Origin of the sequence: Oceanobacillus timonensis (genome assembly GCF_900166635.1) — a bacterium.
GTDB classification, from domain to species: domain Bacteria; phylum Bacillota; class Bacilli; order Bacillales; family Amphibacillaceae; genus Oceanobacillus; species Oceanobacillus timonensis.
Window position 1 is genome coordinate 2,763,821 of the sequence record NZ_LT800497.1, and the last position, 17,935, is coordinate 2,781,755.

Annotated in this window: 17 protein-coding genes; all 17 read right to left on the reverse strand. The window is 40.9% G+C overall.

Annotation, left to right across the window (positions count from 1 at the left end):
• Positions 1–66: 66 nt before the first annotated feature.
• On the reverse strand, positions 67–1,110 hold the full coding sequence (gene recA, locus B7E05_RS13545; protein ID WP_080874696.1) for a recombinase RecA: 1,044 nt from the start codon (positions 1,108–1,110) through the stop codon (positions 67–69).
• A 194-nt stretch (positions 1,111–1,304) separates the two neighbouring features.
• Positions 1,305–2,555 (reverse strand): competence/damage-inducible protein A, encoded by a 1,251-nt coding sequence (locus tag B7E05_RS13550; RefSeq protein ID WP_080874697.1) that lies wholly within the window; start codon positions 2,553–2,555, stop codon positions 1,305–1,307.
• Positions 2,552–3,130: a CDP-diacylglycerol--glycerol-3-phosphate 3-phosphatidyltransferase gene (gene pgsA / locus B7E05_RS13555; RefSeq protein ID WP_080874698.1), complete on the reverse strand. Its 579-nt coding sequence runs from the start codon at positions 3,128–3,130 to the stop codon at positions 2,552–2,554. The genes B7E05_RS13550 and pgsA overlap by 4 nt, the downstream gene beginning before the upstream one ends.
• 126 nt (positions 3,131–3,256) lie before the next feature.
• Positions 3,257–4,165, reverse strand: a complete 909-nt coding sequence (locus B7E05_RS13560; protein WP_080874699.1) for a helix-turn-helix domain-containing protein — start codon at positions 4,163–4,165, stop codon at positions 3,257–3,259.
• Between the two features lie 24 nt (positions 4,166–4,189).
• Positions 4,190–4,975, reverse strand: coding sequence for a DUF3388 domain-containing protein (locus tag B7E05_RS13565; RefSeq protein WP_080874700.1), 786 nt, complete (start codon positions 4,973–4,975; stop codon positions 4,190–4,192).
• Positions 4,976–5,252: 277 nt separating this feature from the next.
• Positions 5,253–5,504 (reverse strand): DUF3243 domain-containing protein, encoded by a 252-nt coding sequence (locus tag B7E05_RS13570; RefSeq protein WP_080874701.1) that lies wholly within the window; start codon positions 5,502–5,504, stop codon positions 5,253–5,255.
• A 145-nt stretch (positions 5,505–5,649) separates the two neighbouring features.
• Positions 5,650–6,366 (reverse strand): elongation factor P 5-aminopentanone reductase, encoded by a 717-nt coding sequence (gene ymfI / locus B7E05_RS13575; protein ID WP_080874702.1) that lies wholly within the window; start codon positions 6,364–6,366, stop codon positions 5,650–5,652.
• The gene (yfmH, locus tag B7E05_RS13580; protein ID WP_080874703.1) at positions 6,363–7,658 is read right to left on the reverse strand and encodes an EF-P 5-aminopentanol modification-associated protein YfmH; all 1,296 of its coding nucleotides are present in this window, start codon (positions 7,656–7,658) and stop codon (positions 6,363–6,365) included. The genes ymfI and yfmH overlap by 4 nt, the downstream gene beginning before the upstream one ends.
• Entirely contained in the window at positions 7,651–8,940 is a 1,290-nt protein-coding gene (yfmF, locus tag B7E05_RS13585; RefSeq protein ID WP_080874704.1) for an EF-P 5-aminopentanol modification-associated protein YfmF, read from the reverse strand. Before yfmF ends, yfmH begins: the two co-directional genes overlap by 8 nt.
• A 469-nt stretch (positions 8,941–9,409) precedes the next feature.
• Positions 9,410–10,135 (reverse strand): GntR family transcriptional regulator, encoded by a 726-nt coding sequence (locus tag B7E05_RS13590; RefSeq protein WP_080874705.1) that lies wholly within the window; start codon positions 10,133–10,135, stop codon positions 9,410–9,412.
• Positions 10,136–10,276: 141 nt separating this feature from the next.
• Positions 10,277–12,622, reverse strand: coding sequence for an FtsK/SpoIIIE family DNA translocase (locus B7E05_RS13595; RefSeq protein WP_080874706.1), 2,346 nt, complete (start codon positions 12,620–12,622; stop codon positions 10,277–10,279).
• Positions 12,623–12,857: 235 nt separating this feature from the next.
• The gene (locus B7E05_RS13600; RefSeq protein ID WP_080874707.1) at positions 12,858–13,064 is read right to left on the reverse strand and encodes a YlzJ-like family protein; all 207 of its coding nucleotides are present in this window, start codon (positions 13,062–13,064) and stop codon (positions 12,858–12,860) included.
• Positions 13,061–13,795 carry a ClpP family protease gene (locus B7E05_RS13605; RefSeq protein ID WP_143833312.1) on the reverse strand — a complete coding sequence of 245 codons (735 nt, stop codon included), beginning with the start codon at positions 13,793–13,795 and terminating at the stop codon, positions 13,061–13,063. The genes B7E05_RS13600 and B7E05_RS13605 overlap by 4 nt, the downstream gene beginning before the upstream one ends.
• Before the next feature lie 171 nt (positions 13,796–13,966).
• Positions 13,967–15,196, reverse strand: a complete 1,230-nt coding sequence (gene dapG, locus B7E05_RS13610) for an aspartate kinase (RefSeq protein ID WP_080874709.1) — start codon at positions 15,194–15,196, stop codon at positions 13,967–13,969.
• Positions 15,197–15,276: 80 nt separating this feature from the next.
• Complete coding sequence (locus tag B7E05_RS13615; protein ID WP_080874710.1) at positions 15,277–16,329, reverse strand: aspartate-semialdehyde dehydrogenase; 1,053 nt, start codon at positions 16,327–16,329, stop codon at positions 15,277–15,279.
• 39 nt (positions 16,330–16,368) lie between these two features.
• Positions 16,369–16,974 carry a dipicolinate synthase subunit B gene (gene dpaB / locus B7E05_RS13620; RefSeq protein ID WP_080874711.1) on the reverse strand — a complete coding sequence of 202 codons (606 nt, stop codon included), beginning with the start codon at positions 16,972–16,974 and terminating at the stop codon, positions 16,369–16,371.
• A complete protein-coding gene (gene dpaA / locus B7E05_RS13625; RefSeq protein ID WP_080874712.1) occupies positions 16,971–17,855 on the reverse strand; it encodes a dipicolinic acid synthetase subunit A in 885 nt (294 codons plus the stop codon). The genes dpaB and dpaA overlap by 4 nt, the downstream gene beginning before the upstream one ends.
• Positions 17,856–17,935 lie beyond the last annotated feature (80 nt).

Here is a 17,935-nt window from a genome sequence, read left to right on the forward strand (position 1 = left end):
GCCAATTACACTGCGATGAAACCATATGTAAAAAACCATAGTGCAATGACTATGGTTTTTAAAACATTAAAGATCCATGCTTTCCTGTTCTTCTTGAGATTTTTCTTCATTTTGTTCCGGTTCTTTGTCCAGTTCATAATGGTCGCGGATAGCTGTATTGATTTCTTTAAATGTTTCTATATTTTCTTTCAGGAATTGTTTTGCATTCTCTCTTCCCTGACCTAAGCGGTCTCCATTATAAGAATACCAGGCGCCGCTTTTTTGAACAATATCCAAATCTGTCCCGACATCCAGGACTTCCCCTTCTTTGGAAATACCCTTACCATACATAATATCTACTTCCGCCTGTTTGAATGGAGGTGCTACTTTATTTTTTACAACCTTAATACGGGCTTTGTTTCCTACCATCTCATTGCCGACTTTAAGCGTTTCAGCACGGCGAACTTCCAAGCGCACAGAAGAATAGAATTTTAAAGCCCGGCCGCCAGGAGTTGTTTCCGGATTTCCGAACATTACGCCTACTTTTTCACGGATTTGGTTGATGAAAACAGCTGTTGTATTGGATTTATTGATAGCTCCTGACAATTTACGGAGCGCCTGTGACATTAATCTGGCCTGCAAGCCGACATGGGAATCCCCCATCTCTCCTTCAATCTCTGCTTTTGGCACAAGTGCTGCCACAGAATCGACAACAATAATATCTACTGCACCGCTTCGTACAAGTGCTTCAGCAATCTCTAAAGCCTGTTCTCCTGTATCCGGCTGTGATAATAAAAGTTCATCTATATTCACGCCAAGTGCGCGTGCATAAACAGGGTCAAGTGCATGCTCGGCATCAATAAAAGCAGCCTGCCCGCCCTGCTTCTGAGCTTCTGCAATCGCATGAAGCGCGACCGTAGTTTTACCGGAAGATTCCGGACCATATATCTCTACTACTCTTCCTCTTGGATAACCGCCAATTCCGAGCGAAACATCCAAAGCCAGTGAACCGCTTGGAATCGTGGCAATCTTTGGTATTTCATTCTCCCCCATTTTCATAATGGAACCTTTACCAAATTGCTTCTCTATTTGTCTTAAAGCCGTATCTAAAGCTTGTTGTTTATCACTCACCGAAAATTACCTCCTTTATCTATCTGTATCTATCATACAATGATTTTTTAGATTTAACAAGTAAAAAGACGAATAAATGTTCTTGTATTTTCGAGAGGATTTTCTGCTCAAAATTTAAAATTATATGCTCCATTACTCTGAAAAAGCAATTTTATGCACCGGGATAACATTGAATCATTAAAATGCATTACCAATTATTTTTTTAAATAGTGATATAATAATTCAAAGCCTTTTAAAGCAGCTCTCTCACGGATGTTATTGCGATTTCCTGATAAAAGAATAGCGTTTGATTCTACGATTTCACCCGCATCACAAATAGCAATATAAACTTGTCCGACGGGTTTTCCCTCCTGTTTATCAGGTCCGGCCACTCCCGTAAAAGAAATAGCCATCGGCGTCTGCAGTTTCAAAGCAGTTTGTTCGGCCATCGCTTCTGCACATTCCTTACTCACAACACCATATTTCGAAATCCATTCCGCTGATAAATCCAATAAAGACGATTTCGCAGCTGTCTGATACGTAATGAAGCTTCCAGCAAATACATTCGAAGCTCCCGCGGCAGATACGAGATTACTAGAAAACAGTCCCCCCGTTAGACTTTCTGCAGCACCAATTGTTTTGTTCTGTTCTGTTAATAGCTCAATCACTTTGTTTTCGATTGTCTGTTCATCTTCCCCAAAACAATACTCCCCAACACGTGCTAAAATTTCCTGCTTCTTATCAGCAACAAGCTTTTGAGCTTCTTCCTTGGATGAAGCACTTGCTGTAACCCGGATAACAACACCTTGATCTTGCGCAAGCGGAGCAATCGTCGGATTTGTTTGTTCATGAATCATATCGGTTAATTCATGCTCTAAATTTGATTCCCCAATCCCGATAAATTTCAACACCGTGGATTGAATGACCTGCTGCTTCCCGGTCAGACTTTCTAAAAATGGAAACAGCTCCTCAACAGAAATCTGCTTCATTTCCCGAGGAACACCCGGCAGAAAGAACCAATGTGTACCCTGATAATCCACATACATTCCCGGCGCCATGCCAGCGTTATTTTTTAACACACGGGCTCCTTCAAAAACGCGGGCCTGCTTTCGATTATTCGGTGTCATCGTACGATTACGCGCTTGGTAGTAACTTTCTATTTTATCCATGGTTATTTTATCTTCTACCAGGGGAAGGTCTGTTAATTGTACAAAGCCTTCCCGTGTCATGTCATCTTCTGTCGGCCCTAATCCACCGGTGACAATCACAATATCTGAACGTGATTGCGCGAGACGGAAAGCCTCCTCTACACGATCCAGGTTATCTCCAACCACCGTATGGTTATACACATTAATGCCATAAGCAGCTAATTGCTCTGACAGCCACTCTGCATTTGTATTTGCTATTTGTCCTAATAATAATTCTGTACCTACCGCAACGATTTCTGCTTGATAATTTTTTGTCATTTTGAATCCCTCATTATATGCCAGTTTTTAACAAAGTAATCCACTCCGGAAATAATGGTGAATACTAAAGAAATATATAACATGATTGTGCCAAACGGAAAGCTTATATAAGAAAATGGAAAATTATGAAGCAACAAAGAAGCAATGGCAACCATTTGTGTTGCTGTTTTCAATTTCCCCATACTTCCGGCAGCCATAACTGTTCCTTCTCCAGCTGCCACGAGTCTTAATCCGGTAACTGCCAGCTCCCTGCTGATAATAATAATGACAACCCATGCCGGAGCAAGTTCAATTTCTACTAATAAAATCAAAGCAGCCGACACAAGCAGTTTATCTGCTAAAGGATCCATAAACTTCCCTAAATTGGTTACCAGATTATATTTTCTTGCATAGTAGCCGTCTACCCAGTCTGTGCCTGCAGCAATTATAAATAGAAGAGCTGCAGCAAAGTGGGCAACAGGTAATGTTGCATCGCCTATCTCCCAGCTTCCCCATGAAAATGGTACGCTCATCAGTATAATAAAAACAGGTATCATTAAAACACGGGTAAAAGTTAACTTATTTGGTAAATTCATTTTACACCCTCCAATAATTTAAGAAAAACCCGCATAGGCAGTTTTTCCAATACGTTCGCATTTACATATGCTAATGTGCAAGAAGGAAACCCTCCCAGTAAAAGGAGGGTTTATTTCTTACATCATTTATGATTCATCACTCATCTGCAAATCGATGCGCTGATGAACCGCAGAAGTAGGATATTCTATGTCTGTTCCATCAATAGAAACAGTCACTGCGGATGAGTTGCCTATATTTAAAGAAATGGTATCTTCTTCCGCCAACTCAATCTCCACCGGGTCTGAATCTGCATCAAAATTACCGTTGAATAAATATTCATCATCAGAACCAGTTACTTCCAACCAGCTGTTCTGTTCATCATCTGCAGATTCCAATGTCAATGTTGTGCTGTCACTGATATTGGTTACTTCAAGCACAGACGTCGGGGAATTACCTGTTCCTTCTTCAACAACCTCAACGGAGACTTCTCCATTTTCTTCTGTTTCCCCGTCCGCTTCTTCCGCTCCATCTTCTGTTCCTTCTTCCGCATCTTCAGCAGTATCTGCATCATCGTTTCCGCCTTCTTCACCGGAATCATCAATAATCATACCGCCATCGTTACTATTGCTATCTTCCGCCGGTTCCCCGTCACTTGGCGATGATGAATTTTGACTCAGGAAAAATATAGCTACTGCAACGATAGCGATCATTAATAACACGACTGTTACCGTCGGAATAAGAGATAACGACCGTGATTCTTTATCTGATCTGCTCTCTTTTCTGGTCCGCTGAATCCTGCTGTATTGGACATTCTCTTCTTCTGTTTCCGGAAGTTCTTCTTTATGATCAGTCATAATATCGTCCGGATCAATTCCTACAGCAGATGCATATTCTTTAATAAATGCACGCGTGTAGAACTTCCCTGGAAGAATATCAAAATTCCCTTCTTCAATTGCAACCAGGTACCTTTTTTGAATTTTTGTTTTCTCCTGCAGGCTGTCCAAAGAAATATCCTTCTCCAGCCGTGCTTCTTTTAGTTTTTCACCAACATCCATTTAAAACACCTTCCACCTTTTTGATTAAAACATAGAGAATCCATCTTGAGGCAATCCTTCATTTTCCACTGTTTCGTAAGTGATTTCCTGACCTTCATGTGTTCTAAGTTCAATAATGTAATCAAAATCTTCCAAGCTGTATCCGGTAGATTGAACAAAAATATCCGGATGTTCAATCACTTTCACAGCCGGAAGCTGCATAATTTCTCTGATAAGCCGCCAATGCTCCTCTTCATCCATTTTTCTTTTAGAGACAATCCCGTCGATAATGTAAATATTGTCCGAATCATATTCTCCTTCTATTAAGCTTTTGCGGACTGTCTGTTTAATCATGGTGCTGGATACAAACAGCCATCGCTTATTAGCACTGACGCTTGCTGCAACAACAGATTCCGTTTTTCCTACTCTGGGCATTCCCCGTATCCCAATAAGTTTATGCCCTTCCACTTTAAATAATTCAGCCATAAAGTCAACTAAAAGGCCAAGCTCATCCCGCACAAAACGGATGGTTTTCCGATTATCGTTATCATGGTGGATAAATTTCCCATGACGAACGGTAATTTTATCACGCAATTTAGGCTTGCGAAGCTTGTGTACTTTAATGGCATCCATTGTTTCTAAAATGTATTTCAGCCTTACGATATTCTCATCATGCTTAGATAGAATCAGCATTGCTCTGCGGGAATTTTCGACGCCATTAATCATAATAATATTAATTGTCAGCATCCCGAGCAAAGAAGAGATTTCACCCAATAAGCCCGGACGGTTTTTTAAATTTTCATATTCTAAGTACCATTCAGTTCTATCCATAGTAAGCTCCTTTTAGAGAATGTTCAAACAGCTGCCGACACTTGGACATCTTATTGAACACGTATTTTAGAAAGAATTATTCAAATCAGGCAACTTAACATGTCGTACTATGTACCATCATATCGAAAAAATGAACCTTCTATTATAATATACCATTTTTTCGATATTTCCTAAACTACTAATCCCTTTTTCACCATTCATTTTTTGAAGTTTTTTAAAATCAGAAAAGAAGCTATATAGAACATACTATACAGCTTCTTTCCCTCTTATTCATTATTTAATCATGTTTTTGGACAAGTTTTATCATGGTGCTGGCAAGCGCTTGTTGCTCTTCCTCCGAAGCTGTACTCCATAAAGCTTTCAGTACTTCTTCTTCTGGTGTTTTCGCATCCACACTCTCAGCCAGATAATCGCCGACTTCCGCTGCCAAATTTGTCAGGGTATCGTGATTAATACCATTTTCTTCAGCCTGCTGCAAACGTCCTTTTAAAAACCCTTTCCATGAATCAAAGTTATCTAATACTGACATCAGGACATGCCTCCTCAAACATATTCTTAGCAAATGAAGCATCATGATCACTTGCCTGCTGCTGTCCCAGGTAACCGAGATGCAACTATTTTAAAGCACCTATAGTATTTGAGGAATGACAGAATTTATACATGTCCTTTCTCCATTATAATCCGCCGTTAATATGAATAATTTCACCCTGGATATAACTGGATTCGTCACCCAATAAATAACTGACAGCATTGGCTACCTCTTCCGGACGGCCAGCGCGGTTTTCAGGGATTTCTTCAATAAAGACCGCTGCTTCTTCCGCAGATAAATGAGCATTCATTTTCGTATCGATGAAACCGGGACTTACTGCATTCACCTGAATATTTGATACAGCCACTTCTTTTGCCAAAGCCTTCACAAATATATTTTGGGCTCCTTTGACACTGGAGTAGACTACTTCATTACTTGCCCCGTAGTCTCCCCACATACTTGTAACAAATACAATACTCCCCTGCTGCCTGCGAATCATATCGGGTAAAAAATGATGTGTAATCAGCCAGGGTGACTTCACATGTACTTGTAATAAGGCATCCATTTCTTCTGGCTTCATATCCTGAAACAGACCATAATAAGCTTGACCACCTGCGAAGACAATTCCATCTACAGATATAGATACAGCTTGGATAAAAGCATGCACTTCTGTTTCATCTGCTACATTCACCTGATAAGCAGCTACAATAGCGTTATGACGATCCGATTGCATCAACGCTTCAATTGGTGCCTGATTGGAATGATAATGCAGGATAAGCTGGTATCCGTCTGCCATCAATTTTTTGGCAATAGCGGATCCGATATCACCACTGGCCCCCATTAAAAGGATGGTTTTCTTCATTCTTCCACCGTTTCTTTTTGAATCGTACAAGTTGCCAGACGTTCTTCTTCAATCCACGTACTTAAAAATGCATTGACATCCTGAACTGTCAGTTTTTGGATAAATGGCACGATATCCAGTAAATTCACATGCTTAAAAGCTAATGTAGCAAATTGATTGGCAATAAATTCTAACGAGTTCATGGCACGGAGTATCTCCCCCATTTTTTTCTTTTTCATCCGTTCGAAAGCCGCTTCACTGATTTCCATATCCTTTGTTGACAACAGCATTTCCTGTACCCTGGAAGCAAATTGTTCCGGATGTTTGGTATTGGAACCAATGGCAACATACCCAAAGGACGATTGCAAATTACTTTCGAAAAAGAAACTGTTATCAATTAAATCAGCATCGTATAATTCTTGGTAAAAGTCGCCCCCGGTGGAAAAGAAATAATCGAGTACGATATCTGTTAATAAATCACGTTTTAGATAAGCATCTCCTTGAAGCTGCTGTTTCGGCTCTTTAATACCTACTGAACATTTTGGTATCGACACCGGCATGTTTATTTTTAATTCTTTCTCTTTTACCTGATTCGGTTCTTCCGGGAATTCACGCTGTATATCCTCTAATTTATCAAATGATTTTTTTTCCTGGTTTTGGATAATGATATCCATCATCTGCTCCGGATCAACATTTCCCGTTACAAATAAAATCATATTTTCCGGATGGTAAAAAGTATGGTAACAGGTATACAGGTCATCTTTTGTAATCGTATAAATCGAATCCACCGTACCGGCAATATCGATATTGACAGGATGATGATGGAACAATGCCTTATTCGTTCCCATGAACAGGCGCCAATCCGGCTGATCATCATACATATTAATTTCCTGGGCGATAATACCTTTTTCCTTTTCAACCGACTGTTCCGAGAAATACGGATCCTGTACAAAATCAATCAATGTTAAAACATTTTTTTCAATATTACTTGTTGCTGAAAATAAATAAGCTGTCTCTGTAAACGAAGTAAATGCATTCGGAGAAGCTGCCTGTTTCGTAAAATCTGTAAAAACATCACGGTCTTCTTTCTCAAATAATTTATGCTCCAAGAAATGTGCAATTCCATCCGGTACCGTAATTGGCTCATTTTGGCCAATAGGTACAAAGCTGCGATCAACCGAGCCATAATTGGTCATAAAAACACCGTATGTTTTTGTCAGCTCTGGTTTTGGCAACAAACAAACCTGCAATCCATTATCCAGTTTTTTTTCATATAATGTTTCGTCCACTGTTTCAAAATACTGCTTATTCATGAGCTGCTCCTCCTTCACTTGTTAATAGATAAACCATGTCTTCCTGCACTTGCTCCGCTACATCAATAACCTGCTCTTTGGTTACCTGCTGGATGCCTGCAAACAGTTCATCCATGGTCATTTCTTTCTGCCCGACCACTTGCTGATACATTAATTCAATGATTCCCTGTGCATGATCCAGCGTCTCTTGTAACTGGTTAATGATAAGCTGCTTCGTTTCCTCTAATTCTTCTTCTGTAAAATCCCCGTTTTTCATGGCTTCCATCTGCTCGCGAATAATCGACAGTGCTTTCTCATAGTCTGCCGGTGCAATACCGCTCATCACAAATAACAAACCTTTATGGCTTTCTATACGGGATGCCACTGTATAAGCAAGGCTATTTTTCTCTCTTACATTAATAAATAATTTTGAACTTGGAAAACCGCCAAAGAGGGCATTAAAAACCTGCAAAGCCGGGTATTTTTCATCCCGGTAAAGAATATTGGTCCGATAGCCAATATTTAATTTTGCCTGTTGAATCTGGTCTTTCTCAACGACTTCTTTTCCGTTTTCTACCTGCTTCGATATATCTTCATCAGCAGGTGCTATGTCCTTTTGGTTTCCAGAACGTTTAAACTGTTGGGTTAATAGGTTCAACATCTGTTCTGCTTCGAAATCACCGCTCACATAAACATCCATGGCATCTTCTGTACGGACATTTTCAAAATATGTGAACAATGCGTCATTTGAGAGTGTGGACAGGTCTTCTTCATAGCCCTGTGCATGAATGCTGTATGCCTCATCACCACACATTTCATCAATTAATCGCATATTGGCATAGCTGGCCTTATTATCCTTAATGGAATGTATATTTTGACGCAGCGTCTCTTTTTCTCTCTCAAACACCTTCTGGGAAAAGCCATTACCTTCCTGATGCGGTTGATAAATCATTTCATGCAGTAACCCAGCAGCCCGTTCCATTAGAGAATCACTTTCCGGGAGAAACTTTGCATTCGGCACTTCTAAGTAAAACGTCAATATATGACTTTCTCCTTTTTTAGATCCGCCGATAGATATGACTGAACCATACAGTTCTGCTAATTCTTCCTGCAGTTCTTTACGTGTTGGAAACGAAGCAGTTCCTTGTTTTAAAATATAAGGAAGTAACGCCCGTTTCGTGATAGTCTCCCTTTCTAACGGAGCACGGAATTTCACTGCAAAGGTAATTGTTTTATGCTTTTTATTTGGAAGTATGTGAAATTGGATATTGTTTTCCATCTTCTTGATTTCTTTAACGCTCATAATTATCCTCCATTCTTAACGATCTACTATTTATTTTACGCCTTTCTCTTCCTTATCATCCATCATCCTGAAAGAAAACAAAAAATAATTTATCGCAGTGCAACAGACTGGGGCTGGGACTGGGACTACCAATGCTGTCAGGTTAATCAATTTTATAAAAATTATATTCGATACAGGTAGATAGTAATAAAACTATCTAGCGGAGGAAAAACACGGAGACTCCTGCGGGAAAGCGCAAATGTCTTCGGTGGGACGAGTAAGCGCAGTCCCAGTGGGAAGACCCCGCAGGAAAAAAGCGAACTTCTTTTTTCCGAGGAGGAGTGAGCTCGGGGCCCGCGGAAAGCGTAGTGTTTTTCCGTAGCGGTCATATTAACCTGACAACCTTGCTGCGATTACTCGTCCCATCGAAAACCATTGCGCTTACCATTGTTGTCAGGTTACCGCGACCGCTACGAAATAAAGTTTCACTTTATATTCTTTTCCGCACAACCTGAAAGCGAAACATATCTGCCCGAAAATAATTCATGGAATATAAAACAGCCTCATCATCACTGGTATAATGCATCTGTTTTAACAAAAGCAGCGGATCATCCGGCGTACATTGCAAAATACTGTAGATTCGTTCATGATATGTAAATGGTTCTATATCCGCTATGGCATAAGCAATTTGTTTTTCCGAAGCTGCTTCAATCGTGCTGATAATAGACGCTTTTTCCCGCAGTTTTGCTAACGATAGATAAGGTGCCGGTGCTTTATCCATACAAAACACAACAGGAACATCATCCGCCGTACGGATTCTTTCTATTGTTGTGACAGATTCCAGATCAAATTTACCGAAATCACGCTGTTCCTGTACGGTAGCGTCTAATACATCGGTGCTAATATATTGTGTTCCCGGCTTTTTTCCAGACTGTTTAATCATATACGTTACGCTGCTCAGCTCTTCAATACCAGCTTGAAATAACGGGGTCGCATTGACAAATGTGCCGACGCCATGTTTGCGGGTGACAATTTGGTCTTCTTCCAGCATCCTCAACGCTTCCCTTAACGTTGCCCGGGAAACTCCTAATTGTTTGGAAAGCGTATATTCTGATGGCAATTTTTCTTCCTCTGTATACGTTCCGTCTGCAATACCTGCTTTTATTTTATCCATTACCTGTAAATATAAATGTCTCTCATCATCACGTAAAGTCATTTTTCCACCTCTTTCCTATTATATACTTGATAATAACCTTTTATATCTGCTTCTAATCGTATCATTTCTTCAATGAATTTTGAACTTTTGACTTGCCGCATGGAAAAAGCGGCTTACCTCCCAGAGATAAACCGCGTTTCTTTAAGATGTACCAGAGTGCTCTTCTGCCTGGTCAGATACCAGTACGGTACGGGGTTTGCTTCCTTCATAAGGCCCGACAATACCACGTTCTTCCATGGCGTCGATTAACCGGGCAGCCCTTGTATAACCAATCCGGAAGCGGCGCTGCAACTTAGAGACGCTGGCACTTTGCATTTCAATAATCAATTGCACGGCCTCATCATAGAGTTCGTCATCTACTTCCTCTACAACTTCATTCGTCTCTTCCGGTATCATTTCTTCCTGATAACTTGCCTGTTGTTGTTCCACACAGTGTTCAACAATGCGTTCCACCTCTTCATCCGATAAAAATGCACCTTGCACACGGGTGGTCTTAGAACTGCCGGCCGGAACATACAGCATATCGCCGCGTCCCAGTAATTTCTCTGCTCCACCTGAATCCAGAATCGTACGTGAATCAGTTGTCGATGAAACACTAAACGCTATTCTGGATGGAATATTTGCTTTAATTACACCGGTAATAACGTCTACAGATGGACGTTGTGTCGCAATAATCAAATGAATCCCAGCTGCCCTTGCCATTTGTGCAAGCCGGGTAATCGCATCTTCCACGTCATTGGAAGCTACCATCATTAAATCCGCCAGCTCATCTACCAGTACCACAATATATGGCAAGTAAGGCTGCTGATCCTCTTCAGCTGCCGTTTCATTAAACTTCCGGATATAAGCGTTATATGCCTCCATATTTCTTGTACCGCTGTCTGAAAACAGATCATATCTCCGTTCCATCTCGTCAACAATCTTTTTTAAAGCCCTGGAAGCTTTTTTCGGGTCAGTAACCACAGGTGTTAATAGATGCGGAATTCCGTTGTATACATTCAACTCTACTTTTTTCGGGTCAATCATCATCATCTTCACTTCATGCGGTTTGGCACGCATTAAAATACTGGTAATAATGCCATTGACACAGACACTTTTCCCGCTTCCTGTCGCACCTGCAATCAGTAAATGCGGCATTTTATTTAGTTCACCGGCTATTGCTTCCCCGGAAATATCCCGGCCTAAAGCAAACATCAATTTATTCGTTTTAGACGATTGTTTATCCAGCACTTCCCGAAGCGAAACCATCGCGATTTCTTTGTTGGGAACTTCAATGCCGACTGCTGATTTACCTGGTATAGGCGCTTCGATACGAATATCTTTGGCTGCCAGTGCCAGCGCAATATCATCATGCAGACCAACGATTTTACTGACCTTCACACCAGACTCCGGATAAACTTCATATTTGGTCACTGCCGGTCCGACATGTACTTTGGCTATCTTCGCTTTCACACCGAAACTTTGAAAAGTCCGGTCGAGTTTGCGGACCGTTGCCTGGATATGGGATTTTTCCTGCTGTTGCGAATGATGTGCCGGATTAGCTAATAATTCCATTGATGGCAGCTGATAATCATGATTTTCTGTTGCTGTCATCGGCATTCCTTCATGCGCTTCTTCCTCGTGGTCTATGTTTGCTGTTTTTTCTTTCGTATTCTCTGTTTTTCCTTTATTGGCTTCTGTTCCAGGCTGTTCCTGGTAGGCGACATCTGTAAAATCATTGATAAGAAGCTCTTCCGCACTGTATTCTTGTTCTTCCGGGGCAGCATTATCTGCCTCTGCCCGGCTTTTCGTTACAGTATCGGGAACGTCTTTTTGATTCTTATTTTCTTCTTCCTTACGCTCAGCCCGGTTCTCTTTAGACCTTTCGATACGTTCTCCAAGATAAGCAAAAGTCGCTTTTATTCCCGCTGTCAGTTTTTTTATAAAATCACCAATGGATAAGTTTGTCATAAAGATAATCCCGATGAGAAAACAGAAAAACACAACTATCCGAGAACCTGCAATAGAAAACAGGAAGTAGGAAATCGTGAATAAAAGTGCGCCAAACATACCGCCGCCGGTCTGTACCAATGTACCTGTTCCGTCTAAATATTGAAAGTAAAGCTGCCAGGTCAACCCCAGAATCGAAACATCCTCCGCATTTGTCAGCAGACTTTCCATCACCTGTACATGGGTCAGTAATAACATACCAGCCATAAAGATATAAAATCCGATTAATCTTCTGGTCAGAAAATCAGGGGCTTTTCTTTTAAAAATAAGGTAAAAGCCAATGATAAATAAGGCCACAGGAATAATAAAATGCCATATTCCCATGAAAAATTGGAATATGTTCCCAAGCCAGTCCGGTATAGCACCACCGCTTAATATAGCTGCCCCGCTTCCAAATATAGCAATAAAGATTAATAATAGTCCTGTTAACTCCATTTGCAGTCCTTTAGCCTGCTTGGTTGTCCGTTTTTTTCTTTTCTTTCTTTTTTTGGCAGCCATTTTCTCACCCCCGTATGTATAACAAATAAAGATTGCCAGAATAGTAGATTCGAAATACTAAAAATCAAACTTCCCAGCGTAACAAGGAAACTGGAATCAGTTCTCTTTATGCAGACAGAGAGACTTCATCAGGTGTCTTCTCTATAAAGAGGCCACTGTTCCAGTTATCATATCATCCCATATTCTTTCTTGCATTTATCTTTTTACCATTTCTTTATTATAGCACAGATTTCCATCAGCTGATAATTCTTCCTGGTAAAAAATCCGGATTCAAATAATCATTCGGATTACTCGAAATCAACTGATTAATTTGATAGTTGCCATCCTCGTTTTTCGAGACAAATACCGTTCTGCCCTGCCATTCCACTGCTTGTATCTCGTTTCCTGTCCCTTGTGCTTCCGGGAAAATTTCCTGATAGGACAAAGGAGTATAGAGTATCATGAAGCGTCACCTTCTTTTTCCGGATGCGTTTGCTGTATCATCTGATTTAAATTTTGAATTGCTTCTTTAACACCGCCGACTTCATCAATAATCCCAAAGTCCACAGCTTCCTTGCCAACCACATTTGTGCCAATATCGCGTGTCAGATTCCCTTTTGCAAACATCAGCTCTTTCAGCTTTTCGGAATCAATATTGGAATGGTCGACAATAAACTGAATCACCCGTTCCTGCATTTTGTCCAGATATTCAAAAGTTTGCGGCACGCCAATAACCATTCCTGTTAACCGGACTGGATGGATGGTCATCGTTGCTGTTGGAACAATAAAGGAATAATCCGTCGCCACGGCAATGGGTGCGCCGATGGAATGACCGCCTCCCAATACAATCGAAGTAGTCGGCTTCGACATCGAAGCAATCATTTCCGCCAGAGCAAGCCCGGCCTCTACATCCCCGCCAACTGTATTTAACAAAATAATTAAACCTTCAATTTTAGGATTTTGTTCTACGGCAATCAGCTGCGGCAGCAAATGTTCATATTTTGTAGTTTTATTTTGCGGCGGCAGCTGAAGATGTCCTTCCACCTGTCCGATAATCGATAAAACATGGATGTTTGAATCAGGCGCCTGCGGAACATTTGCTTGCCCAAGCTGCTGTATTTTTTCTACCAGAGAGGATGCGTTCTGCTGATTTTCCTCTTCTCCTTGATTTTCATTATTATCATCCGTATCCATACGCATATGAAAACTCCTTCCAGCTGTGTTTATATGATTAGTATAAACAATCCGTTAAAAATCATGCGGAAGAAGGCATATAGAAACTGCATTCCTTTTTTTCAAATATTATTCCATGTAAAAAAAAGGGCATAAAGCAGATGGAAAAGCTGCTTCATGCCCTTTTTCTATTTATAATGGTACTTCCTGTTTACTTAATCCAAATACTTCATGTAATGCATTTACTGCAGTTACTAACTCATGATCGTGGACTAAAACCCAAATGGTCGTATGGCTGTCTGCTGACTGCAATATTTGTACACCAACATCTGTTAATGCCTTTACGATTTTAGAAGCAACACCTGGAACACCGGTCATTCCTGCGCCCACAGCTGAAACCTTGGCACAATTCTCTTTCATTTCCGGCTGAAAACCAAGCACCTCTAAAATCTCAATCGCTTTTGCCGTCAGTTCGGATGGAACAGTATACGCCACGCCGGTTGGGGAAATATTAATAAAGTCTACAGAAATACCCGCTTCTGCCATTGCCTTAAATACTTCGGACTGCATGCGATAAGCCGACTCTTTCGTCTGCACTTTAATTTGCGTTACGTTCGCAATATGAGCAATCCCTGTAATCATCCGCTCGGAAATATCCGCACTTTCCTCTTCAACCCGCGAAGAAGTCACAAGCGTTCCCATTCGTTCGGAATAGGTGGAGCGGATTCGCATCGGGATTTTTCCCTGCATTGCTATTTCTACAGCACGGGGATGAATCACTTTAGCCCCTTGATAAGCAAGATTACAAATTTCCGTATATGTCACGACATCCAGCGGACGTGCGTTTTTGACAACGCGTGGATCTGCTGTCATAATCCCTTCCACATCTGTAAAAATTTCAATACGTTCAGCTTCTAAAGCAACGCCTAAAGCTGCTGCAGATGTATCACTGCCGCCTCTGCCAATCGTTGTTATTTCTCCGGACTCACTTTGTCCCTGGAAACCTGCAACAACAACAACATCATGTGTTTCTAATTCTTGTAAAACGCGTGCCGGATTCACCTTTTTAATTTTTGCCCGGTTAAAATCCTCACTCGTCACAAAACCGGCTTGCGCACCGGTCAAAGCCGTTGCAGAGACATGATTTTTTTGCAATTCATTGGATAGAACAACCGATGAAATCACTTCACCGCATGACATCAGCAAATCCAGCTCGCGATTGTCGTTTTTATTTGCCGGAAAGTCAACCAGGTTTAGTAAACTGTCCGTTGCATAAGGATCCGGCTTTCTCCCTAATGCGGAAACAACAACAACTAACTTATATTCTTGAACAAGTGCATCTTTAATATGACGAATAACATGTTCCCGATTGGTTTCTGATTGTACAGAAGTTCCTCCGAATTTTTGAACTAATACTTGCAATATGAACACCTCAACACGATCCAAGAAGTTAAACTCTGGATGCCTATTAGATTGATTACCTCATAAAAGACTGGAAAAACTTATTTTTTCAACCAGTCGCGTTCCACTAAAGTTTGTGCGATTTGCACAGTATTCCAGGCTGCGCCTTTTAATAGATTATCAGATACGACCCATAAGTGGAAGCCTTTTGGATTGTCTAAATCTTTTCTGATACGTCCTACGAAAACTTCTTCTTTGCCTTGAGCAGATTGCGGTGTCGGATAGTCCTGTTCCTGCGGATTATCCTGCAATACTACACCATCAGCTTCTTTTAACGTCTTCCAAAAGTCTCCTACATTCAAGCCTTCCTGCTCTACTTCAATATAAACACTCTCTGCATGGGAAACAGCAAATGGAAGTCGCACACAGGTTGCCGCTACATTTAATGCTTCATCATGCATGATTTTTTTCGTTTCGTTAATCATTTTCATCTCTTCAAAAGTAAAACCGTTATCTTCAAAAACGTCGATTTGCGGCAAAGCGTTAAAAGCGATTGGAAAGTGGTTTTTATCCCCTTTAACCGGTAAAATCTCAGCTTTTACTTCATTGCCTTCCAAATAATCTCTGGACTGTTCATATAACTCATCCACCGCTGCGTTTCCGGCTCCAGATACAGCCTGATAGGTAGAAACAATAATTTTACCCATTCCAAATGCATCTTTTAACGGTTTTAACGCCGCAACCATCTGGATGGTAGAACAGTTCGGGTTGGCTATGATCCCCTGATGTTTGGCGATATCTTCCGGATTTACTTCCGGTACAACAAGTGGTACATCTTTATCCATACGGTAAGCACTTGTATTATCAACGACGACTGCTCCTCTTTTAACCGCTTCAGGAGCCAATTTTTTAGAAATAGATCCGCCCGCAGAAAATAGTGCAATGTCTACACCTGTAAATGATTCCGGTGCTGCTTCTTCGACAATTATTTTTTCTCCGCGAAAGGTTTCTTCTTTTCCTGCCGAACGAGCCGAAGATAATAATTTCAGTTGTTTTACCGGAAAGTTTTTATCTTCTAGTATTTGTTTAATTTTCTGGCCTACTGCCCCTGTAGCACCTACAATAGCTACATTGTATGTTTGTTGCTCTGCCATTCCAATAACTCCCTCCACTTATTAAATGTCAACTAAACTTCATTTTAACACATTTTTTGTGGAATAAGGTACAATAATCGGCTGAATTTGTTTTCCTTTTAACGCATCCGCAGCAGCAGGAATTAATTGATTCAGGTTTGCTGAGAGCGAAGAGGGTTTTTGATACGGATTATCCTGCCCGAATGGTACAAAATAGATATGCTTTGCATTAAGCAATACGGCTAAATTCTTGGCATTTAACCCAAGGGCGTCATTGGTAGTCAAAGCTAATACAATCGGATTTTCATTACGGAGCGTAGACTTAGCGGCCATTAAGACAGCATTATCTGTGTGGGCGTTAGCGAATTTGCTCATTGAATTCCCAGTCAATGGAGCAATGACCATCACATCCAGTGGTTTATCCGGTCCATAAGGTTCTGCATCAGGAATCGTGGTGATAATTGGCTGGTTGGTGATTTTCTCAAGTTTTTTCACATTATCCTTTGCTTTCCCGTGTTTGGTATCCGTGAATTGAACCGTGTCCGTTATAAACGGAATAACTTCCGCACCCTGATCGACAAGCTCCTCAATAATCGGAAAAATATGCGTGAACGTATGATGCGATCCTGTTAAGCCGAAGCCAATCCGTTTATCCTTAAATGTCATTCTGACGCACGCTCCTCCTCCAAAATTTGTTCCATTACATTGGCAAGTATTTTCCCTGCCGTTCTTGGCGCAACAATGCCCGGTAAGCTTCTTGCCAAGATAGCGTGAATCCCCCGTTTTTCTGCAAATTCAAAATCGGTTCCGCCCGGCTTTGATGCTAAGTCAATAATAACGGCATTCGTTGGCAGGTTCCGAATAGCCTCTTTCGTCACTACCAGACTCGGAATGGTATTGATTAAAATATCGCAATGCTCCGTATTTTGATCTAATTCATGTAGAGGCACTGCATATAAACCCATCTCTGTAATTCGGGCCAAGTCTCTAATACTTCTGGCACAGACAGAAACCTTTGCTCCCAATGCAGAAAACTTATTTGCTACCGTATTTCCTACCCTTCCAAAACCGACAACCATTACCCGTGAGGAATGCACGGTCTGATCGGTATGTTCAAAAGCCATCATAATGGCACCTTCCGCTGTTGGAATGGAGTTATAGATTGCAACATCATCACGATCAAGCAATGGTACTAATTTCACGCCTGCTTTTTCCGCCAAACTTGTTAAGTAAGCATTCGTTATTCCCGTAAAAACGATACATGCCGGATGTAATTTCCGAAACCATGCTTCATCTAAATGTATTTTCTTATCTGTAAAAACCGTTTCCACATTCCCTTTTGAATCTATACCTGTGATTGGCAAAACAACGACATCTAACTTGCTTTGGTCCAATTCGTCCAGCGCGGATTCATTTAAACCTGTAAAGCCTTGCTCTAATTTATCAAAACCGCAAAGAATCACTTCATTATCGGGATTTCCTTTTAATATTTTTATTAACTCTAAATATCTTGCATCTCCACCGATCACTGCAATTCGTCGACTCATTTTACGCATAACCTCCAGACAACTTTTCACGTATTCATGATTCGATATAGCTTATGAATTTTTAAATCAGTGGTGACCAT